Source organism: Paenibacillus lacisediminis (genome assembly GCF_046567315.2).
This window is the reverse complement of the sequence record NZ_JBKIAX020000019.1, coordinates 104,065-125,986: the sequence shown is the minus strand read 5'-3', so window position 1 is coordinate 125,986 and position 21,922 is coordinate 104,065. Positions and strand designations below refer to the sequence as shown.

Annotated in this window: 18 protein-coding genes; 9 read left to right on the top strand and 9 right to left on the bottom strand. The window is 53.5% G+C overall.

What is annotated here, in order from left to right; genetic code table 11:
• Window positions 1-1,554, top strand: a complete 1,554-nt coding sequence (locus ACLD72_RS27215; protein ID WP_458476247.1) for a hypothetical protein — start codon at window positions 1-3, stop codon at window positions 1,552-1,554.
• A gap of 333 nt (window positions 1,555-1,887) precedes the next feature.
• On the opposite strand, the gene ant(6) is transcribed toward ACLD72_RS27215, so the two are convergent.
• Window positions 1,888-2,751 carry an aminoglycoside 6-adenylyltransferase gene (ant(6), locus tag ACLD72_RS27210; protein WP_411003336.1) on the bottom strand — a complete coding sequence of 288 codons (864 nt, stop codon included), beginning with the start codon at window positions 2,749-2,751 and terminating at the stop codon, window positions 1,888-1,890.
• Window positions 2,752-2,900: 149 nt separating this feature from the next.
• Window positions 2,901-3,509 carry a spore cortex-lytic enzyme gene (gene sleB, locus ACLD72_RS27205; RefSeq protein WP_411003362.1) on the bottom strand — a complete coding sequence of 203 codons (609 nt, stop codon included), beginning with the start codon at window positions 3,507-3,509 and terminating at the stop codon, window positions 2,901-2,903.
• A gap of 592 nt (window positions 3,510-4,101) precedes the next feature.
• Between sleB and thiD the strand changes: the two genes are divergently transcribed.
• The 5 genes from thiD (at window position 4,102) to ACLD72_RS27180 (ending at window position 10,521) form a co-directional block, all read left to right on the top strand.
• Window positions 4,102-4,917: a bifunctional hydroxymethylpyrimidine kinase/phosphomethylpyrimidine kinase gene (gene thiD / locus ACLD72_RS27200; RefSeq protein ID WP_411003337.1), complete on the top strand. Its 816-nt coding sequence runs from the start codon at window positions 4,102-4,104 to the stop codon at window positions 4,915-4,917.
• Between the two features lie 3 nt (window positions 4,918-4,920).
• Entirely contained in the window at window positions 4,921-5,466 is a 546-nt protein-coding gene (gene yfcE / locus ACLD72_RS27195; RefSeq protein WP_411003338.1) for a phosphodiesterase, read from the top strand.
• Window positions 5,467-5,644: 178 nt separating this feature from the next.
• Entirely contained in the window at window positions 5,645-6,703 is a 1,059-nt protein-coding gene (locus ACLD72_RS27190) for a stalk domain-containing protein (protein WP_411003339.1), read from the top strand.
• Between the two features lie 149 nt (window positions 6,704-6,852).
• Window positions 6,853-7,551 (top strand): HAD family hydrolase, encoded by a 699-nt coding sequence (locus ACLD72_RS27185; protein WP_411003340.1) that lies wholly within the window; start codon window positions 6,853-6,855, stop codon window positions 7,549-7,551.
• 174 nt (window positions 7,552-7,725) lie between these two features.
• On the top strand, window positions 7,726-10,521 hold the full coding sequence (locus ACLD72_RS27180; RefSeq protein ID WP_411003341.1) for an endo-beta-N-acetylglucosaminidase: 2,796 nt from the start codon (window positions 7,726-7,728) through the stop codon (window positions 10,519-10,521).
• Window positions 10,522-10,561: 40 nt separating this feature from the next.
• Here the strand turns inward: ACLD72_RS27180 and ACLD72_RS27175 are convergent, their stop codons facing one another.
• Genes ACLD72_RS27175 through ACLD72_RS27150 form a run of 6 tightly spaced genes read right to left on the bottom strand, consistent with a single transcriptional unit; the run spans window position 10,562 to window position 17,207 of the window.
• Complete coding sequence (locus ACLD72_RS27175) at window positions 10,562-11,665, bottom strand: YheC/YheD family protein (protein WP_411003342.1); 1,104 nt, start codon at window positions 11,663-11,665, stop codon at window positions 10,562-10,564.
• Window positions 11,647-12,174, bottom strand: a complete 528-nt coding sequence (locus tag ACLD72_RS27170) for a GNAT family N-acetyltransferase (RefSeq protein WP_411003344.1) — start codon at window positions 12,172-12,174, stop codon at window positions 11,647-11,649. Before ACLD72_RS27170 ends, ACLD72_RS27175 begins: the two co-directional genes overlap by 19 nt.
• A gap of 17 nt (window positions 12,175-12,191) precedes the next feature.
• Window positions 12,192-13,313: a YheC/YheD family protein gene (locus ACLD72_RS27165; RefSeq protein WP_411003345.1), complete on the bottom strand. Its 1,122-nt coding sequence runs from the start codon at window positions 13,311-13,313 to the stop codon at window positions 12,192-12,194.
• The gene (locus ACLD72_RS27160) at window positions 13,310-14,686 is read right to left on the bottom strand and encodes a YheC/YheD family protein (RefSeq protein WP_411003346.1); all 1,377 of its coding nucleotides are present in this window, start codon (window positions 14,684-14,686) and stop codon (window positions 13,310-13,312) included. Before ACLD72_RS27160 ends, ACLD72_RS27165 begins: the two co-directional genes overlap by 4 nt.
• Window positions 14,687-14,709: 23 nt before the next feature.
• Window positions 14,710-15,822 (bottom strand): YheC/YheD family protein, encoded by a 1,113-nt coding sequence (locus ACLD72_RS27155; RefSeq protein WP_411003347.1) that lies wholly within the window; start codon window positions 15,820-15,822, stop codon window positions 14,710-14,712.
• Window positions 15,823-15,836: 14 nt separating this feature from the next.
• Entirely contained in the window at window positions 15,837-17,207 is a 1,371-nt protein-coding gene (locus ACLD72_RS27150) for a YheC/YheD family protein (RefSeq protein ID WP_411003348.1), read from the bottom strand.
• A gap of 256 nt (window positions 17,208-17,463) precedes the next feature.
• Between ACLD72_RS27150 and ACLD72_RS27145 the strand changes: the two genes are divergently transcribed.
• The 3 genes from ACLD72_RS27145 to ACLD72_RS27135 all read left to right on the top strand — a co-directional run bounded on the left by ACLD72_RS27145 (window position 17,464) and on the right by ACLD72_RS27135 (window position 19,428).
• Complete coding sequence (locus ACLD72_RS27145; RefSeq protein WP_411003349.1) at window positions 17,464-18,627, top strand: DUF445 family protein; 1,164 nt, start codon at window positions 17,464-17,466, stop codon at window positions 18,625-18,627.
• 52 nt (window positions 18,628-18,679) lie between these two features.
• A complete protein-coding gene (locus ACLD72_RS27140; protein ID WP_411003350.1) occupies window positions 18,680-19,024 on the top strand; it encodes a YlbF family regulator in 345 nt (114 codons plus the stop codon).
• A 92-nt stretch (window positions 19,025-19,116) separates the two neighbouring features.
• The gene (locus tag ACLD72_RS27135) at window positions 19,117-19,428 is read left to right on the top strand and encodes a hypothetical protein (RefSeq protein WP_458476246.1); all 312 of its coding nucleotides are present in this window, start codon (window positions 19,117-19,119) and stop codon (window positions 19,426-19,428) included.
• Window positions 19,429-20,172: 744 nt separating this feature from the next.
• Here the strand turns inward: ACLD72_RS27135 and ilvB are convergent.
• The gene (gene ilvB / locus ACLD72_RS27130; protein WP_411003351.1) at window positions 20,173-21,882 is read right to left on the bottom strand and encodes a biosynthetic-type acetolactate synthase large subunit; all 1,710 of its coding nucleotides are present in this window, start codon (window positions 21,880-21,882) and stop codon (window positions 20,173-20,175) included.
• Window positions 21,883-21,922 lie beyond the last annotated feature (40 nt).

The window sequence follows — 21,922 nt, the reverse complement described above, 5'->3', positions numbered from 1 at the left end:
ATGAGCATGAAAAGGGAATTGAAGTGGTCGCTGGACCAGTTAAAGGCCCCAGAGGCACTGAGGAATTTTGCCCGGAATATCGCGTTGCATAGTGAGAACAAACAGACTGATCGCGAACAAGAGATGCCGATCGTGAGCGGCGTTTCACCGTTGCAAAATGCGAACGAGCAGGTTAAACGCCGCCCGAACAAGCGAGCCCCCTGGTTCACCGGGTTGGCCGCGGGGGCTGCTGCCGTCGCGATCCTATTCGTTACGGCCGAGATCTCTCCGGCGTTTGCCAGCATGCTCAAGCAAATCCCCGGCATTTCGGTCGCCGCCGACTGGCTGGACTCGATCCGTAGCCAGGACGGGGTTAAGAACGCCGCAGCTAATAAGTACACACCCTTTGAACCGGTGGTTCAGCAGTTCGAAGATATGAAGGTAAGCCTGGCGGACGTCTATCTGACCAGCGATAAACTGATGTACAAGGCTTTTATTCAAACGGATGGAATCAAAGACCATCTTGCCAAAAATCCCGATGGCAGCTTGACGCTTGATAGAACGGCCGACCATTATGCTGTACAAAGTTTGGACTTCGAGCCGATTGAAGGGAGCGGCAGCGAGGAGATAATTACCGATCAGGAAACAGGAGAGCCGATTTTGGTTATTTCCGACGTCATGGAATTGAACCCGGAAGAAGTTCAGGCGTTTCTCAAGGAAAATCCCGACACTTTAAGTTTTAAACTCTATGTGGGCGATGACTCTTCAGGTCGCGAGGACCGGGAGTATGATATGAATGTACCGTTTGCCCCGTCCCAATTAGTGGAAGACCGGATCATTCAGGCAAAACAGCAGATCGAGGTTGCTGGCGACCCGGATATCGGGGGACTGGTGCTGGACAATATCAAGATTACTCCTCTGAATACCTACGCCGAACTGCGGCTGGATAACAGCAAAGACTATGGGCTCGATCTTGATTTGACCGGAGACGGAGGGCAGGATGTCATACGATTGACGGATAACAACGGCAAGGTGTATCCGCCGGACACTTATCGGACCAAATATCAGCCCGTGAACGATAAGTTTCAGCCTGGCGTAATCGAGCTGACATTTAACTCCTCCCCGTTTTTTGACGAGACGGTGAAAAGCTTAACGCTTCATGTTAATGCCGTGGAGATATCGGACTGGACAGGGAGCGATACGTTTACGCTCAACCTGAACGAAGACCTGCCGAAACCGATCCGTTTTAAAGGCAAAGAAATGACGATTACGGATGCGCGGTATGAAGACGGTTTGTTAAAGCTTAAAGTGCTGCAAAAAGCGGAGGATCACATGAGCATACGTTTCAATATTCCTTCGTTAATTCCTAAGAAGGAGGAGTCTCCGGAGCTTTGGGAGGAATATTACGGGGAGAAAGCGGACTTAAGGAAGGAACTAATCATTCCGTCCAAGGGGAAAGAGGAATACGAATTGTCCTTGTTGGTTCCCAAACAGGATACCTACGAAATTCGCATGATGCGGGAGACGGATCCCGTTCAGGTGGATAAGACGCTTGAGATTGATTTAGAGCCATGACGTAAACGGCCGGCCGAGAAAATAGCGGTAAAAAAGAGTGTTATTTTTGCCGAGACAGGGAGGTTAGATCAAATAAGGGAATTTTTTACCTCTATTTTTGGGGGATGGGGAGAAGAGGCGCTTTTTCCGAGCTTGGTCCCCCAATAAGACCGAAAAGTTCCGCTATTTTGCGTGCCGAAAGCAACATTTCAAAAATAACGCCATAATTTACCGCTATATTCGTAGATCACGCATTCCAGAAGGGGAGGTTGTGGCTAAAACCCGCGCATAAAATACCGCCGGAGCAAGTTCTCCGGCGGTTTTCACTTGCCAAAGGGGCAGCACGCCAAGAGTTTACCTCGTTTCCGCCAACGAATCATAGATCGCCCCGGTATATTTTGAAATGGCTGCATCATAATCCGGGTATGTATATCCTAAGCTTTCCGCTACCGCTTTGGAGTATTTTCTGAACAGTTCGTAACAAGTATATAAAGACCGCCACATCTCCGGATAGCCGGTTCCGCCATAGGTGGACAGCAATGTTTCCCAATCCTCGCGCGGAAGATAGCGGTTGATAAATTTATAGTTTTTCCCTACGCTAAACGTATACCCATGCACCGAGCCGATGTGCCAGGCCATCATCCGCAGCAGATTGGGCCGGGCGATTTCGTTCAAATGATCGATGGCAAACAGAATTTCTTGTCGCGCCAGTCCTTTAACGACGTAAGTCGAAACCATCCAGAACTCGTTGCAGCAATCGTCGAATTCCCTGGCGGTCGGCTTTTTAATCCAATATCCGCGGTCGCTTGCGGTCACTTCATTGTTGACGAGACGGTCTTTATCAAGCAATACCTGCACCAAACCGTCGCTTTCGGCGAAGTAAAGCTCTAACTCGTTCATGGGAATCAGGGTCAAATCCAATTTATTGCCGTCCTCAAAAAGCATGATATAGGAGAACCAGTTGCCCAGTTCCGGGGGGAAAAGCTCCATATCCTCGGGTTTTTGCATCATGATGCGTTTTCCAAAAACGCCGAGCCATTCATCGTTTTGCTTGAAAAAATCCATATCCGTAACAAAATAAGAAATGTCGTAATCCTGGAATGAATCGGGGGGAATGTTTACGTTGGTGCGCGACCCTTCCATAGTCACTAAGCGGATTCTGTCCTCTTTCGCGGCGAAATCCAAAAACAAGTCCATCATTTCCTGCTTGCTTCTCAATGCATAGCCCTCCGTTCCGGCTTAAATCCTTAGTTAATGCGAATTCTATTTATTCGATATTGCGGCATTTTACCTCTTGCTGTCAAACATTTAAATAAAAAAGGACAGGCTGCAGCACCACTGCAGTTTCTGTCCCGGTTTTTTTCAAATTAATCGGTGAATATATGATTGCCTATGGTAACGTTTTGCGGACGCGTCCAAATCCAGGAGCTTGTCGCCGTTTTCGGATTAAAATAAAACAGCGAATTGTACGTCGGGTCCCATCCGCGGACGGCATCCTGGGCAGCCAGATAAGACGTTTTATCCGGCGAAAGCCAGAACTGGCCGTCATCTACGGCCGTAAACGCACCGGGCTGGAACACAACATCACGTATATTGTCGGGGAACTCAGCGGATTGGATCCGATTCATGACGACAGCGCCGACAGCTACCTGACCCACGTAAGGTTCTCCCCTGGCTTCACTGTAGATCACTCTTGCCATAATGTCCATTTCGCTTTGATTCAGCGAGTATTTTTTGAGCGCTTGCCAGGTATGCAAACCTGCCTTCCCATCAACCGGAAGTCCGTAATTTCGCTGGAAGCTTTGCACCGCGTTTTTCGTGTGCGTTCCATAATAGCCGGTTAACTGTTGGTTAAATAGGCCAAGCGCCTTCAACCGGTATTGGAGATCCCATACATCGCCGCCGGTACTGCCCACTTTCTGCGTGCTGGCCGCGGCTTGAGTGGTTTCACCGTAGAATCCTAATCCCAAGGTCATGACGATAACCAGTATCAATCCCCGGAATATCTTCACTGCGGATCACCTCCTCTCATGCTACCCATTGTATGGTGAGGGGAGAAGGTCGGACAACCCTCAACATTTGGCATGGAATACTTTGCCGGGGCGATTTGAATTTTCGTGGCTTGACCGAACCAAATGCAAAAGTACATTTGATTTTCTACGAATGTCCGTTTTAGATCGCTTGAAATGCAAAAATACATCTCATTTGGGACAATTTGATAAAAAAAGGGTCTTTTGAGCGGAAACGAACTGCTTTTTCGCATTTGATGGGTCATATTCGAGTAATTTCGATGAAAATCGCCTGCACTTTTGCATTTCGCGGGACTTGGCATATCCCCGAAGGCGGCGGGGCATCCCCCGGAGTTAGTGCTCCTGGTACAAAAAATTCACTATCGGCCCGCTTGTCCGCAGCCCATATTCACCGGGTCAAAAGCTAATGGGTGCAAATAGACAAAAGCTTTTTTGCAATCGGTAGTCTGAACTTTTTAAAAATAGTGCTAAAATAAATGTAATTAGTTTCCGCCAAGATTCGGAAGCTAGGAAGTTCATCGTAAAGGAGCAACTCAACATGTCAAAGATCTTCAAAACTTTAACGATTGCCGGCAGTGATTCCAGCGGGGGGGCCGGAATTCAGGCCGATTTGAAAACATTCGAAGAGTACGGTACTTACGGCTTCAGCGCCTTGACGACGATCGTCACGATGGATCCGGACCAGGGCTGGCACCATAACGTCTATCCGATGGAAGCCGCCTTGGTCGCCGAGCAGCTCAAAACCGTCTATGCCGGCGGCTCCGTCGACGCGATGAAAACCGGGATGCTGGGCAGCGTGCCGATTATCGAAGTTGTGGAGTCCTACATCCGCAAATATGATCAGCCAAATGTCGTCATTGACCCGGTGATGGTCTGTAAAGGCGAGGATGAAGTATTGAATCCGGAAAGCGCGGACGCGATCCGCGATCTGCTGCTGCCGCTGGCCACGGTGACAACGCCGAATTTGTTCGAAGCCGGGGTATTGTCGGGGCTTGGGCGCCTGACCACGCTGGATGAGATGAAGGCGGCGGCTCAAGCGATTTACAAGCGCGGCGCCAAAAACGTCGTCATTAAAGGCGGCAAAGCGCTGGACGGGGATATGGCGATCGACCTGTTCTATGACGGCGCAGAGTATGTCGTGTTGGAGTCGCCGAAAATTGAACCGGCCTATAATCACGGCGCCGGCTGTACGTTTGCGGCGGCCATTACCGGCGGTTTGGCGAACGGCTTAACGGTCAAGGAAGCGGTGGCTAAGGCGAAAAAATTCGTTACCGCCGCCATCGCTTCCGGATATCGCTTTAATGAATATGTCGGACCGGTGTTCCATGCGGGGTACCGGTTGAACGGAGAATAAGCCATGAAATTAATGTTTATTTCGGATATCCACGGGTCCAGCCATTGGCTGGACCGGGCGCTGGAGAAGATGGAGGAGGAGCAGCCCGACCAACTCGTCATGCTGGGGGATTTCCTCTACCATGGGCCGCGTAATCCGCTCCCGGACGGCTACGATCCGAAACGGGTCGCAGAGACGCTGAACCGGCACAAGCACAAAATTGCCGCCGTTCGCGGCAATTGCGACGCGGAAGTCGACCAGATGCTGCTGGAGTTTCCGATGATGGCGGACTACGCCATGATTTTGCATGAGGGCCGCCGCATCTATGCAACGCACGGCCACGGCTTTAATATCGATCAGCTGCCGCCGTTGGCCGAAAACGACGTGTTTATTCAGGGGCATACCCATATCCCTGTCGCCGAACGTAAAGGCGGGGTGTTTGTGCTGAATCCGGGATCGATTGCCTTGCCGAAGGACAATTATCCTCATTCCTACGGGATTCTTGCCGGAGACGAATTCCTTGTGAAGGATTTTGACGGCGGCACGGTGAAGGGAATCCGCCTGATATAGCAGGTTCGTCATTTTTTTCTTTTGAAATACCAATATGTTACCAAAATGAAATTGGCCTGCGGGTGAAAAATATGGTAAGCTAAATTTACCTGCTATTAAATTTTAATAGAAAGCTTGTCATCAATTCCAATCTTTAAGCAGCAGGGCAATATAAGGGAAAAGGAGAATGTTAGAAACAATGAAGTTAAACAAGAAAATGATCGGCATCGTAGCTCTATCATCCGTACTGATTTCCGGGACGCTGCTGACCAACGACGTTTTTGCGGCGAATGCAACGAAAACATTAAAGGCGGTTTATAGCAATATTAAACTTGTATATAATGGTCAAACGATTTCGTCCAGCTCCGGTCAGGAACCTTTTATGGTTAACGGAACCACCTACGTACCGATCCGGATGGCGGGGGAAGCGCTTGGCAAATCGTTAGTCTGGGATGGCACGAATAAGATCGTTAACATTTCGGATACGTCTTCTTCGGATGCACAGGTCATCGAGATGCTTCGCAATCAAATTACGGACTTAAACAACCAGTTAAACAGTGTAAAAACGGAATTAACCACGGCGAATTCGACGATTGCGTCGAGGGACTCCACGATCACTTCCTTGCAATCCGAAATCAATTCGCTGAAAAAGGATAGCAAAAGCGGCAGCCTGAGCAAATTGGAAGACGACCTCAACGATGATCACGAGGATGATTACAGTTTGGATGCCTCGTTTTCTTTGTCGGGGGATAAAGATGACATTAGCGTAACGATCAAGGTGGATGAGAGTACATGGAAAAATCTGTCTTCTTCGAGACAGAAAACGTTCCTGGAAGACATCTCTGACGATATTAGACGTGAATTCAGCAATGCGAAGATCGACGGAACCGTGAAAAACAAAAATTCTTCCAAACTGACGACATTCTCCGTCAGCCGCTCCGGAACGCTTTCTATAGGAAGCAGCAGCAGCAGCGTGCCAAGCCAATCTACAATGCTTAGTCAATTGAGGAGAGATTACTCGACCTATCGCGGTATTCCGTTATCGATCCAGCTGGACGTTGATAAGGATCGCGAAGAAGTTAGGGTGGATGTTTACATCGATAAGAAAGACTGGGACGGCCTCTCTTCATCTTATCAGACGAAGCTTCTGAACAACATGCTGAACGATCTGGAGCGTGAGTATCCGGATTATGACATCGAAGGTTATGTTTATGATGATGATAATACGAGCTCGAGATTGGACAGACAAACAAGATAAATCGTGCGCCTTAGTTTGGGCCGCTCCTTCCGTCAGGAAAGAGCGGCGTATTTTTTGTTTCAACAAAACAACGCAGTTCAGGCAAGGTTTACAACGGGCACGGTTTTGACATATTATGGGGCTATACAATAGAGGGAAGGACTGTGGGGATGGAGAACGCAAAACCTAAGCTGACGAAACCCGATGCGATGATTTTTGACATGGACGGAACGTTGTTCAAGACGGAAACGCTGCTTGTTCCCGTATTTCACCAAGTGTTTGACCGGCTGCGGGAGGAGCGGCTGTATGAAGGCGAAACGCCCCCGGAGGAACTGATTTTAAGCTGTCTCGGCATGCTGCTCCCGGAGATTTGGAAAAAAGTGCTGCCGGACCAAAGCGAGGAAGTGCGCCGGCGGGCCGACGAGCTGCTGCTCGAACTGGAGCTGGCCGGACTGAAGGAACTCCCCTCCGAGCTGTACCCGCAGGTGCACGAAACTTTGACGCGGCTAAAAGAGCGGGGCGTCAGACTGTTTGTGGCCAGCAACGGGCTGGAGCATTACGTAAAGGGCGTGGCCGACACGCACGGCATCCTTCCGTTGTTTGAAGGATTATACAGCGCCGGTGAATATCAGACGGCGTCCAAGGTGGATTTGGTCAAGCTGCTGCTGGACAACCACGGCATCCGCACCGCCTGGATGGTTGGCGATCGCTCCTCCGATGTGGAAGCAGGCAAGAAAAACGGGCAGACCGTCATCGGCTGCGCTTACGCGGGTTTCGGGAATGACCGGGAATTGGCGGGGGCCGACGTGTTGATCGGCGCTTTCGAGGAACTGCTCGAATTATATGACGAAGCGGCAAATAACAAATAATGAAGGCAAAGCAGATCTTTCCCGCACGGGAGAGGTCTGCTTTTTCTTTAAATCGACCATAGAATCTTTAATTTGTCCCATTGTTGGAAGGGTTTTCATCGGATAGAGTGATAAACGTAAATGACCAATCCGGATTGGGGCAAGCATCATGTTATAAAAAACGGAGGGGAAATAATGATTGTGCAGACCGGAAAAAAAACGATCGCCAAAATCACTTCGATCGCCATGGTGTTCACTTTGGTTGTCACGGGTATTCCGCTTGTAGCGCAGGCGGGGGACACCTGGCCTTTTGAGGGCGAGGGCGCGCACGGGCAAAACCAGCCCAGCGTACACGGGTATACCAGCGGCCATATTATGAATTGGAGCCCGGAGACGGACCCTGATGCCGAACTGCTCAGATCCCATGTGCCGCTGCAAAAAAGAATCGATCCGTTCCCGGCCACCCAAGCCAATCCCAAGCTGAGCGCGGACGTTAAAATGATGAACGTGGCGGGCGATTATGGAAACGCTTTTATCGAAAATGCGCCGTACACGAACAAATTTGCCCAATATCATTTTAATTTTTGGCAATACATCGATTATTACTCCTATTGGCACGGAACGGCGACGGCCTACACCCCGCCGGAATATTACGACGAACTGGCGCAGAAGGACTGGCAGCAAAAATGGTTTGAATTCGGCATGCTGAACATTCCGAATCCGACGTATACCGACGCGGCCCATAAAAACGGCGTGCTGTCATTGGCGGGGATATTTTTCTCCAACAACGACCGCGGGCAGCAGACGTATAAGCAGATGATCGTCAGGGATGAGCGCGGCAATTTTCCGGTAGCCGGCAAGCTGATTGAAATGGCCCATTATTTCGGGTATGACGGCTACTTTATCAACCAGGAGGAAATCGGCCCCAATGTCGACACCAAGGACATTCCCGACTATCTCGCCTTTATGAAAACGCTGCAAAAGGGCGGGCTGTACGTTCAGTGGTATGATTCGCTGGATACCCGCACCGGTGCAAACACCTTTGCCAGAACGTTCAACGATAACAATATTTCGTTACTGTACGACAAAAGCGATAGCAAACAGGTGGCGCAGTCCTTTTTCTTTGATTACGGCATGGGCGCCAGCCAAATCACCGCGGCCAAAAATTATTTGAACAAGCTGAACGATTCCCAAGGGACGGACTTCGATATTTACGATGTCGGTTTCGCTGGGCTTGAGGCCGGTCGCGACCGGTTTAAAAGCGTTCAGGGAACGGCGCTGAAAAATAAACTGAACAACGGCCTGCCGCTGCTTAGCATCGCCACGCTTGGTTCCGATTTCGTTCATGCCGGGCTCGACGAGGATATGAATCAAGCGTGGCCGGTCCGGCATCGTCAGGAAAACGAATACCAATGGATGACGAAGGTCCGCGAACAATTGTGGTGGTCGGGGCCGAACATCGATCCGCAAAACACGCAGGTATCCGGGACGAACACAGCCGGTGACGTCTACGCGGACAACCGGTATTGGCCGGGCATAGCGTCCGTGATCGCCGAGCGTTCCGTCATCGGCAGCCCGGACTTTTATACGAATTTCAACACAGGACACGGACTGTCCTATTACGTGGACGGCAAGGTGTCGGGCGGGGACGAATGGTCCAACATGAGCTTGCAGGACGTTCCGGTGACCTGGCAATGGTGGCAGGATACGGCCGGCAACAAGCTTACCGTCGATTTCGACTATGGCCCGGAATATACACTTGCGGATACAGATCGGTACGACTATAAGCAAATCGGCGCTTACCAAGGCGGCAGCTCGCTGGTTGTGAACGGTGATTTGAATGCGGAGAATTTCTTGCGCTTGTATAAGACGGATATTGACGTAAATAAAAGCTCGAAGCTTTCGCTAACCTACAACAAAAGCTCGGCCAATGACGGTTCGACGATGTATGCCGGCCTGATCCTGGCGGACGATCCGGAGCACGTGGTGAAAATTGCCGTTCCGGACAGCGGGAAACGCACGAAAGATTGGGTTACGGCGGAGCTTGACCTCGGCGCCTACAGCGGAAAATCCATTGCCGCTTTTGGCCTCGTGTTCGATCCGGGGAAAAAACCGGTGGACGACTATCAGATCAATATCGGGCAAATCCGCATGGATGACGGTTCGGCGGTCAAGCCGTCCGCGCCTGCGGGGTTAACGATTGCCGAAGCCTACCCGAATACCGGGGAGATGACGGTCAAATGGGAGATGGACCCGGATTACTCCAAGGTTAAACAATACAATGTATATGTGAACGATGTATACGTTGGCGGCAAATACGACGGCATCTATTACATTAAAAATTTGCCGGCGAAATCGGGCACGATTAAAGTCGCTGCCGTAGGGGCGGATGGAAGGGAAGGACAGGCCGCGAAAATCAACTTCAATCTGACCGATTCGGTCTCGGATATCGAAGCGAATTCGCAGGAAAACGGCGACTTCCGGGTAACCTGGACCAATCCGCAGAAGCCGGCGGGCGACATTACGGTCAGTGTGCAGTCCCTTCACTGGATCACCACTCCGGAACCCGTCTCCGCCAAAATGACGGTTCCGCAGGGGTCCACATCCGCGTTGTTCAGCGGCATGCCAATAAACGGGGACGATTATCTGGTGACGATTTCTTCGGAAGACGCCACGCCGGTTTCGATCAGCGGCCGGTTTATCGATAAAATTTCCGAGCCGTACGCCGAGAATTGGTCATGGGACGGCGATAAACTGAATTTGCCGATGCCAAACACCAGAGATTGGCGGTACATGTATGTATACGAGGACGGGGTCCTAAAAAAATTCCCGACCACCTATAGTGTGGGGGACAAGGACCGGATCATTCGGGGCAGGACGACCAAGGCGTGCCTCAGTTTCACCTCGGCGGCGAAAGAAGTGTATGTCGTTATGGAGGATTATGCCGGCAACCAATCGGCTCCGGTATACCTTAAAGGCGAGCAACCATAAAGTTGTTGCGGACCAAATAAAGCGAAGCCGCTCCTTCCTGTCAGGAAGGGGCGGATTTTTGTTTGTGCACCCACATGGCGTATTCGAGCGGCCGTACGATCGCTTTCCGGTAGGCGTCGGGGTCGCCGGATTTCATGAAGACCTCTCGCGCCGGCTTGGGGTTCACCTCGAGGACGTAGATATGCCCTTGCTTGTTGATGGCTAAATCGAGAGCCAACTCGCACAGGGAACCGAAGGTTTTTTCCAGATATTCCGCGATGTCCAGGCTTAGCCGCTCAGCGGTTTTGCGGACTTCGGCGCGCCGTTCCTCCCCGGGAATCCACTGCTTAAGGAGCGTGTTCATCGCCACCGCATGCCCGCCGCCGTGCAGGTTGGAGGTTACGCTGCGGGGCGGGCCGACGCGCCCGGCGCAACCGGTCGCTTCCCAGCGGCCCTGCCCGTTTTTCTGCACCAGCATCCGGTAATCGTGAACCCGGCCGTTCGGCAGCTTGATTTGAATCCCCTGCTGGGCGAGAAATTGGGCGCCGCCCTTCCAGCCGAGCAGGTAGGCGCTCAGCCGGGATTTATGGATTTTCTGCGGAGAAACGATGCTGCGGTTTTGTTTCCGCCCTTGAATCAAGAACTGATCCGCTCCAAGCCGCTCGATCCGCAGGATTCCCCGGCCTCCGGTACCGTTGATCGGCTTGACGTAAACGGCCGGATACTTTTTCAGCAGCCCAAGCACATCCCCGCTATGCTGAAACAGCATGGTTTCGGGGAGATGCTCCTTGAACCTCTCGATGCGGGACAACGTTTGGTAGATGGTCCATTTGTTGCGCAGCGGGCGGTTGAGGAAGGTCAGGCTGCCGTAGCGCGCCCGGAAGCGCTTGAGCTGTTCGAACCTTTTGCTGCGCTGGATCCGGCAACGGTCGAAAATCAGGTTCGGAAACCGCCGCCATTTACGAGACCATTTTTTTTGTTTCGAATCGTAAACGAGCGCATAAATCAGCTTTTTTTTCTCATAGACATCCGCAGGGGTGAAGACAAAAACGTCCAGCCCAAGCCGCTGTCCCTCGGAGATCATTTTTTGGTAAATATGCGGCTCCTCCAACCGTTTCTTATCATTTAAGTATAAGGTCAAGATCCCTAAAACGGGTTGAGACAAAGAGAATCACCTTCTTCGTTGAAATGGGCGGCGCCCCCGCTTGCTGTGCGAGAAAGGCTGTTCTCGAGGAGCAGCTGCGGTTTTCCGCCGTGAATCTTGACCAGCCGGCGGGCATAAAAGCCTGCGCGGAAACACATCTGCAGGCTGGAGATCTGGTCGCAGGCCACCAGGCACGACAATTGCCGCAAAATGGAAAGCTGTTCAGCAAGCAGCCTGGAGCCGAGTCCCCGTCCCCGATACAGCGGATGGACCACGACGAGGCAAAGTCCGCGGCCGTAATCCGTGACGCAGGAGACGCCGGCAATGCGGGAACCGTCGTCAGCTTGAATCCGGACTACAAGCAGCGAGCTCCCCGGGAAGCCGAGTTCTCCCGGCGACAGCTTCATCAGCGCCCGGAAGGCGGCGGTCGGGATACGTCCCGCCCCATACCTGCGCACAAAGGCCAGCACATCCCCGTGCTGCTGTTTCCAACCCGCCCCGTCGTCGGGGTTTAATTTTCGAATTTCCATCGCTCTTCATCCCCTCGCTACTTGTGCTTCGGCTGCCGGGATAAAAATTGGCTGTATTGAAATATGCGTTCCAGCGATTTTTTGCGAATATGCGGCTCATCGAATTTCATCGGCTTGGCATTGGCTTCAAAAAACCAGATTTGTCCTTCCGTATCTATCCCTAAGTCCATGGACATTTCCCCAAGTGTATGACCGCATTCCTTTTCAATTTGCTTGGCGATGAGCAGGGCGTGCGATTTTACGCGGCTGATCAGGAAATCCGTCATGTCCGCGCCGAACGTCGGGGTTAGCAGCTTCTCCGGATCCTCAATGCTCCCCCCTTGCGGCACATGGGTCGTAATTCGCTTCGGCCCGGCGAGGCGGGCGCCGACACCGGTGACGGTCCAGGCGCCCTTGCCCGTCTTCTGCACAAGCACGCGCATATCGAAGTGGCGGCCGCGGTATGAGGCGAGGGAGATGCTTTCCTGCATAATGTACGGCTTCTTGCCCGCTTCGAACTTGACCCGCTTCCAAAGGGTCGGCAGATCGGCCGTTTTGAACACAACGTTCCTGTTCCTTTTGCCCTGAAGCGTCAGCCGATACCGCTTCTCCTCGTTTTCGTAAAGCTTTACCAGCATAATCCCCTTCCCGGCCTTGCCGCTCACCGGTTTTAAATAAAGGCTGCCGTATTTTTGCAGCATCGCATCCAGCGTATTGGGGCCGACCATTTTTTTCGTATCCGGCACGAGCGTCCGGGTCGTCCGGCCCTTTTTCAGCCAATCGAACAGGCGCCACTTATTGAAGAAAAAAGGATTGTACAAGTGGATCGACTCATGCCGGAGACACTCATCGATTTTCCGCCGCACCTCCGCTTTCCGTTCATCCTCGCGCAGCGGGACCCGGTTGTAGACGACGTCGGGCAGGGGGACCCAGTGCTTTTTCCACGTTTTATCCTCCGGATGGAACACGTACCCCTGCACTTTTTTGGCGCCGAGCTTGAGGTCCCTGGCGGTAACAACATAAACCGGGAAATCGAGCTCCAGGCCCGTTTTTACGATATCCCGGAAATTGGCGCGGTTGCCCCGGAATAGTTTGAATTCGTCATCGACCGTCAGCACGGCGACTACCGGTTTTTTTTCGCTCAAAAGCGGACTGCTCATGAGCCGTCCCTCCTCCGGAATTTGCTTAAATACAGGCAATGTTCGAGGATATGATCGATCGAGGCCTTCCCTTCGGCGCGGAGCGAGGGATGCTTGAAAATCGAGCGCCCAGGTTTGGCGTTGGCTTCAAACATCCAGACTCGTTCGTCCCGGTCGATCCCGATGTCGAAGCCGAGTTCGCCGATCAGATGCTGATGATGCGACTCGATCGCCTCCGCCAGCGTAATGGCGGCGTTTTTCGCGTGCCTCAGCACCTCGTCGGCGCGTGAGCCGAAGGCCCGGTTGAGCGCCTGGTCCGGCGTCAATAGGCTGCCGCCGTTTTTCAAATGGGTCGTTACGCTGCCTTTGCCGGCTTTTTTGGCCCCGATGCCGACGACAACCCACTGGTTTTTGCCATTTTTGTGCATATGAAAACGGAAATCGATCGGACAGCCGTCGATCTCGATCAGGCGGATGCCCTGCTGGGCAACGTAGCCCCGCAGCGAGCGGCCGTGTCTGGCCTGCAGCGTTCGGATCAGGCTGGCGAAGGAGTTGAACCTGAGCAGGGCGTTATGGCCGTTTTTCCGGTAACGGGCGTAATAGCCGCTTTTCGGTATATAGGAGAGACGATAGATCCCGTTGCCCAGGCTTCCGCTGTTCGGCTTGTAATAAACAAGCGAATGGCGGTCGAGCATATCCTTGATTTGCTCCGGGGTTGGGCTCATGATCGATTCGGGCACATAGCGGCTGACCGTGGGGTCCCTTTCCAGGAGACGGTAAATGTCGGATTTGTTGAAGAAGCTCCAGTTGAAAAAAGGAATTCTCCGGCGGACAAACCGGTCCCGCAGCTGATTGATCATGGGCGATGTTTCCGCCCGGCGGCTGGGCAGCCGGTTGTACACGACATCGGGCAGCGGCACGCGTTTTCTTACGAAACGTCCGGCCTCGTTCAGGAAATACCCGTTGATGGTATCGTGTTCCCAGTTAATGTCGTGCGGGGTAAAGGCAAAAATATATGACATCTTGCTGCCTTGGCGCAGCAGCTGCCTGATGAAGCCGGTACGCGAACCAAACGGGTTCGCGCGGGAGGATGCCGGCCCGTCGGACAGCACGCCGATCAGCGGCCCGATTTGCACCTCGCCCTCCTGAAGACTGCGGAGATAAACGCCGCCTGGTTGCGGAATTTTGATACCCCTGCGTACCCCGTTAGCCAAGTACAAGTGTTTTCCCGTTTTATTGATCCGCTTGATGGCGGCGGGCACCCGTTCCCCGCCGAGCCTCAGATGAACCGACTTTTTGCCTGACAGCTTCAGGTTCTTCATTAATGCCCCGGACAAGTAGACGACCCGCTCGGGTTCCTGCGTGAAATGGACGTTGCAATAAGTCAAACTCATGGATTTTATCCTCCTAAACGTTATCAGGGTTTGCTCAGAAGCAAATAGCGGGCGTAGGAAATCGGATTTTCAATCGATTTTCGGGCGCTTATCGGGTCACCGATCCGGAAAAGCGAAGTCCGTCCCGGTTTGGAATTCACCTCCAGGATCCAGACTTTGCCTTCGCGGTCCACGCCGAAATCGAGGCCAAGCTCCGCCAGGCGGCCAAAACAGGTCTCCAGGTATTCCGGTATCCGCAGGGACAGATGGCGGATGGTTTGGACGGCGGATATTCCGGCGGTTTCCCCTAGCTCCCGAATCAGATAAGGCAGCGCTTTATGCGCGGTGCCGCCGCCGTGAAGATTGGAGGTCAGCGAATGCTTTGGACCGACCCGCACCGCCATTCCCGTTAAGCTCCATTCCCCTTTTTCGTTTTTTTGCATGAGAACTCGAGTATCGAACGGCTCGCCTTGCGCGTTGTTTAACTGCAGATAAGGCTGGATCAGATAGGGGCGGGCTCCGATAAACTTATCGATCCATTCCAGCCCGGCTTTACGGGAAGAGAAACGCCGTTTGAACAACGTATTGCTGCCGCTCCGGCCGACCATGCCGATTTGTTCGCCGGAGTCCGCGAGCTTGACGTAAAGCGTCCTTCTGCCGTGCGTGCCGTTTCGGGGTTTCAGAAAAACCTCCTTGTCATGGGCTTCAAGCCATTCGGCAAGCTGTAGCGGACCTTCGTACAATGCGGTTTCCGGCAAATAGGGAGCGAGATCCCGGTATTTGCTCAGCGCCTGGTGCACCGCCCATTTTCCGGCAAGCCCTCGCGTCAGATAGATATACGGATGCTTGGCGGCCAGCCGGGACAGCAGGCGCTGTTTACGCAGCTGCCCTTTGCGGTCATAGGTCAGGCAGCGGTCATAAACGATATCAGGCCTGGGGAGCCGTTTGCGGACCCAGCCTCCCCGCTCAAACATGTAACCCGGAATCCCGTTTGCATTACCCTCCGAAATCGAGGGCAAACAAAATACGTAAACGCACATGCCCTTCCTTTCGCCGATCTGGCAAAGCTTGCGGCAAAAGGAAGCTTCAGCGAAAGGAAGCGGGCCTTCGCTTTCGGCGACAAGAACGCCGACGCTGCCTTTGAGAGCATGATTCATCGGATGATTCCTCCTTAGAAGCCGGACAAATAGCGGGTGTATTCTATAATTCGCTTGACCGACGGGCGGATCTTTCCGGAGCCCATCGGGGTGTTATCGTTTTTGGATGGTTTGGAGTTGACCTCCAGCAGCCAAACCCTGCCGTTTGTGTCAACCGCCAGATCGATGCCGAATTCCCCGAAATGAGCCGGCAAGTTGGCGTCAACGCCTTGGGCGATGTCCAGCGCTGCCTTTTTCAATCTGGCACCGATCCTGCTCTTCATTCCCGGCAGCAATGAACTGCGGCTGCTCGCGTCCTTGACCGTGCTGAGCGTCCCTCCGCGGGCCAGATTGGACACGAAATGCTGGTTTCCGGCAATTCGGGCGACGATCGAGGTCGTGCTCCACTTGCCGGACAAATTTTTCTGGACAAGCGCGCGGAAATCAACCGGCCGATGATCGATCTCGATCAGGTGCAGCCCTTGCTGGATCTGGTATCTTGTCGTCTTCATTCTGCCGCTTAAGGCGGAGAAAAGTTTAGTCAGGCTGGGATAGGTATGGCGCCGCGTACCGCCGACCTGAGCGGTAAGCGCTTGATAGGTGCCGTTTTCGAGCTTTGAAATGCGAATGATCCCTTTTCCCAAACTGCCTTTGACCGGCTTCAAAAAAACGATCGGGTATTTGGCGCACATCGCCTTGAGCATGGCATAGCCCCGAAACAGATGGGATTCCGGCAAATAGCGGAGCAGTTGACCATCTTTGGCCAGCGCGTCAAACACCTCGGTCTTATCGAGATATTTCTCATTGAAAAAATGGCTCCTGTAGCGGGATTTTACTTCTTTCATAAAATGCTGTACGCTAGGTTTGTTCTCCAGTTTGCGGGAGGTCAGCCGATTGTAAAATACGTCTGCGGCCGGCAGCTGGGTCTTTTTCCATTCGTCTTTGTAGAAGACCCACCCGGACACTTGTTCGGAATTTTTGGCGATATGCTCCGGCGTAAAAAAGTAGACATACACCCCTTGCCTGGAGCATGCGTTGGCGAGTTCCCTGCAAAATGAAGTCATTTTACCGAAAGGTCTTTCCGGATTTTCCGCGTAATCCTGGCTAAGCAACACGCCGAGCAAGGGGCCGAATTGAATGGTAGAAGAATGAGGGCGATATATGAGCCGCAGCGGCGATCGCGGCTGAATTCCCATTTTCCTTGCAAGTCCAGCACTCATTCGAACTCCGTCGGATCTCGTCAAAGGGATGACTTTTACACTGTGCCGGAATGATCCGAAGGCCAGGAAGAGTGGAAGATCGGTCGGTATTTTCCACTGTTTGATCAGCATGTCTCCGAGCGCGAGCGTATCGTCTTCAAGCAGGCCCGGACTCATGATCTGTACCGTAATTTTTTTGGAGGGCATGTAGCGGATCTCCTTCCAAGCTAAGCTTGAGTCTTGGATGCAAGCAAAGATCGTCTGCGTCAAATGCATGTAATGCATCATATGAGGACATAGAATCCTTGGTGATTAACCCATGCCTGTTTTCACGGGCTTTAGGGCGGGTGCTGAAGCAGCGTTTTCCGGTCCGGGCGCGGGTGGAAAGCGTGAATCTGCGAGAGAAGAGTTAGGTAATAGCCTAAGATATTAGGTAATAGCCTAAGATAAGGAGGAAATCAGGGTGGCCGATTGGCTTTATGTTGTCATTAACGTGGTGGTGGCTGCCTTCGTGGGCGGAATAACCAATCATTTTGCGATTAAAATGCTGTTTCATCCCAGAAAACCGGTACATATCGGCAAGTTCAAGGTTCCGTTTACGCCGGGGCTCATTCCGAAGCGCCGAGACGATATCGCCGAGTCGCTGGGCCGGGTGGTGGCGGAATACCTGGTTACAGCCGAGGGACTGCAGGAGACCGTGCTGCGGCCGGCCTTCCGCCAAAAAGTGGAGGGATATTTGCGTGATCTGATCGAGCGCTGGGGGGCGAGCCCGCTGACGCTTGGCGAAGCGGCCGTAAGGATCTGGGGCGAAGCGGAATGGGAAGCGCTGAAATCGCGGCTGGCCGGCGAAGTGCGGCGCGCGTCGGCGGCAGGACTTGAACACCTGTGGCGGCGTTACGAGTGGGGCGCCATTCCTTTAAAACAGCTCGTTCCCGGCTGGTCGGAGGAAAACCGCAAGAAATGGAGCACTGCCGCGGCGGAAGCGATTCTGCAAACGGTGGAGGAGGAGCTGTTGTCCGCCGGAGGGCAGCGGATGCTGTCCAAGATGGCTTCCGGCCTGATGGACAACGCCGGCGGATTTCTCGGAACGATGGCCGCGATATTTGTGGATGAGGATAAGCTGGTGCAAAAGCTGACGCCGGCCCTCGTCCGGGCGCTGCGGGGGGAAGAGACGGTAAGCAAAACGGCGGGGGCGATCGAAGCACGGCTTGAGCTGTATGGAGAAAAGCCGGCCGCCGAGCTGCTTGCCGCCCTGACCGGGGAAGAGGCTTTGGACTGGCTTGCCGGGAAGCTCGGGCTTCTTCCGGTGGAAGCATGGATCGAACATGCGGAAGAAACGCCGTTGCGGTCTTTGCTGGCCCCTTGGAAAGAACGGGCAATCGCGGCGGTTCCCACGGTGACTCTGCGGGCGCTGACCCTCACGGCCAATGGAATCCCCGCCGTCATTCAGGCCGTGCAGCTGCCGCAGCTGGTTGATGAGCAGGTGCGAAAATTCCCGGTGGAACGCCTTGAGGAAATCATCCTCAGCGTATCCGGTAAGGAATTTCGCGCGATCACCTGGCTGGGCGTCTTGCTCGGCGGGATCATCGGACTGTTCCAGTCATTGTTGATGCTGGTGGCAAGGTAACAAAAAATTTCTGAATAAGATTAAAATAAGGTCAATTTTAGGAGGAAAAAGAATGAATATTTACGACAAAGCGCATGATTTGGCGGCAGCCTTGAAAGACAGCCCGGAAGTGGCGGAAATTACGGCAGCGATGAAGCTGATCGAGGCCGACCCGGAGAGTAAGCGGATGCTGGATGATTTCCGCGTCCGCCAAAACACGGTGCAGCAGCGGATGATGGCGGGGGAAATGCCGGCTCCCGAAGAAATGGAACAGATGGAGAAGCAGTTCGAGGTGCTGAGCCTGAACTTGAACATCCGCCGTCTGTTTGATGCGGAACGCCGGCTTAGCGTAATTATCCAGGACGTCAACAAAATCATTACGGACAGCCTGCAGCATTTGTACGGGGCGGGAATGTAACCAAAAAAAGGTTCTCATATTCTTTCGTTTTCCTTCATAGATTTAGAAGAGAACAAGAGGACAGGCAGGATGCGAGTCTCTTAATCTATGAAATGAAGGAGCTGCGAAAGATGAAGACGGTAAAGAAACCGAACAAGTGGAAGCATGTCGTTTATTTAATTCTGGCTCTGGCGATGCTCGTGTACGCGCTGCCGCTTATTTCCTTTGCTCCCGGGGCCGGCTGGGTATCGCTGTTCGGCGCGGTATGGGCGGGTTTTGCTTTTCTTGTGATCGGGGCGCATCTGCATTTTTTGCTCGGCGTAGGCGAGGAGAAGCAGCGCGAGCTCGACAAAATCCGCCGGGCCAAGCTGCGGGAATGGGAGCTGAAATGGCAGGAGGAAGGCGGGCGCGGCCAGAGTGTATAATGCCGGTTGCGTGGCAAGGCGGCGGGTTCGATTGAACCATGCCGGGCTTGGGCTAAGAGGAAAAGGGCTTTCCCGACGAAGATGATGCTTCTCGGGGAGCCCCTTTTTTACATTATTTATAAAATTCCCGGCGAGGTAGCGGACGATGCGAAGGTAGAAGGGGAGGAGGAGAGGATGATGCGCAGATAGCGAGGGGAGGAGGATAGAAGGATGCGCAAATAGCGAGGAGAGGAGGGGCGGAATCTGGAGGCTAAGGGACACCAGTGACGTTATTTGCGGAAAAACGGAGGTTTGCAAAATGTAACGGACAGAGATGACTCTATTTACCTCGAATTGGTCCAGATGACCTCGTTTAGAGCGAAATAAGGTCAACTGGGTCCGTTAGGCTGGGAAATACCCAGGAAATGGGCGAATAAGGTCGCTGGTGTCCGTTAGGGCAGCGTCCGCAGTTTAGCAAGAGCCCCGGCTTAGGAAAAACCTCGCCGCCGGCGAGGTCCTTTGCCGCGCAAACCCATACGCTCAGCCAAGGGGAGGGATGGGTATGGGGTTCCACCCGCTGTTAGAGTCAGGTTCTTATCGAACTTGCTTTAAGGTTAGAACCTGACTCTAAAGGCGGGCCGTAAACTTTACACCCCATACCCATTCCCTCTTCTGTTCTACTACGAGAACCCTTCCCCCTTATTTAATGATCAGCAGCACCGAGTACTTCGGTTTTGCCTCCCGAGGCCATACTTCGACCGGGAGCTACAGGTCGTTCTCGCCGGTCAGCATCCTGTCGTTGCTTTCTCCGGGCGGCACCATCGGGTAAACGTTTTGCTCCTCTTTGACGTTGAACTCCATCAGCACGGGACCCGTGGTTTCCAGAGCCTGGCGAATCGCGAATTCGGCTTCCTCCACCGTCTGCGCGCGAAAACCGGGAACCCCGTATGCCTTGGCGAAAGTCACAAAGTCCGGCGAGGAAATTTGCACGGAGGAATAACGCCGATCATAGAACAGCTGCTGCCACTGCCGGACCATCCCCAAATAACCGTTGTTCAAGATAGCGATCTTAACCGGCAGCTTGTAGTCGACGGCCGTCATCAATTCCTGCAGGTTCATTTGAAAGCTCCCGTCCCCGGTCACGCACAGGATCGGCCGCGTTTCGCTGCCTTGGGCGACCGCCGCGCCGATGGCGGCGGGGAAGCCGAAGCCCATCGTGCCGAGTCCACCCGACGTCAGAAACGAACGGGGACGGGAAAATCTGTAGTGGTGGGCGGTCCATATTTGATGCTGTCCGACGTCCGTGGCTACGACCGCCCCGCCTTCCGTCAGTGTATCGAGCAGCTTAATGACTTCCTGCGGATTCAGCCCGTCCTTGTCGGCATCGGCGGTAAAATGCGGGACTTTTCTTTGCCAGCCGGCGGTGCCATCCGCCCACTCGCCTCCAAGGCCTCCGCAAGGCGAAGCGTTCAGTTTGGCCAGCAGTTCCCGGACATCCCCTTGGACGTTCAGATCCATGGGGATATTTTTGTTGAGCTCGGCATTGTCGATATCGATCTGGATTTTCCAAGACTGCGGGGAAAACGATTTGGCTTTGCCGGACAAGCGGTCATTTAGCCTCGTGCCGAGGCAGAGCAGCAGGTCGGCCTGATGGACGGCCCGGTTGGCGGCATAGGTTCCGTGCATGCCAAGCATGCCGAGGTACAACGGATGCCGGGAAGGGAAAGCGCCGATGCCCATCAGTGTGGTAGCGACGGGTATCCGCGCGTTCTCCGCGAACCGGATGAGCTCTTCGGCGGCGCCGGATGAGACTACGCCGCCCCCGGCCACCAGGACCGGCCGCTGCGTGGCGGCAAGTTTGTCCCGGATGATCCGTACGGATTCATCAGGAATGGGAGGGGCGGGCTGATAACCGCGGATCGAGGCTTGCAGCGCCGGAGCGAGTCCGGTTTTGCCCGCCATCACATTTTTGGGCAGATCGATCAGCACCGGTCCGGGTCTTCCCGTCGTGGCGATATAAAAGGCTTCCTTCACGATCCGCGGCAATTGGCTGATGTCCGCAACGGCATAATTATGCTTCGTCACATCCATCGTCATGCCGAAAATATTCACTTCCTGGAAGCTGTCGCGCCCGATCAGATCGGTGGATACCTGACCCGTCAACACCACCAGCGGCACCGAGTCCATAAAGGCGTTGGCGATGCCCGTCACTGCGTTTGTGGCCCCCGGCCCCGAGGTGACCAGGGCCACGCCGGCCCGGCCCGTAACCCGCGCATATCCGTCCGCTGCGTGTACGGCGGCCTGTTCATGGCGGGTCAAAATATGCCGGATGCCGGAGCAGTCATAAAGCGCGTCATAAATCGGAATCACCGCACCGCCGGGATACCCGAAAATCGTATCGACCTTTTCCTCCCGCAAGCACTCGATCAATAGCTCCGCTCCCGTTTTAAGCTGCAATGTCTGGTTTGCACTCATCGTTAATTTCCTTTCCGCTTGATTTTTGACAATTCTAACC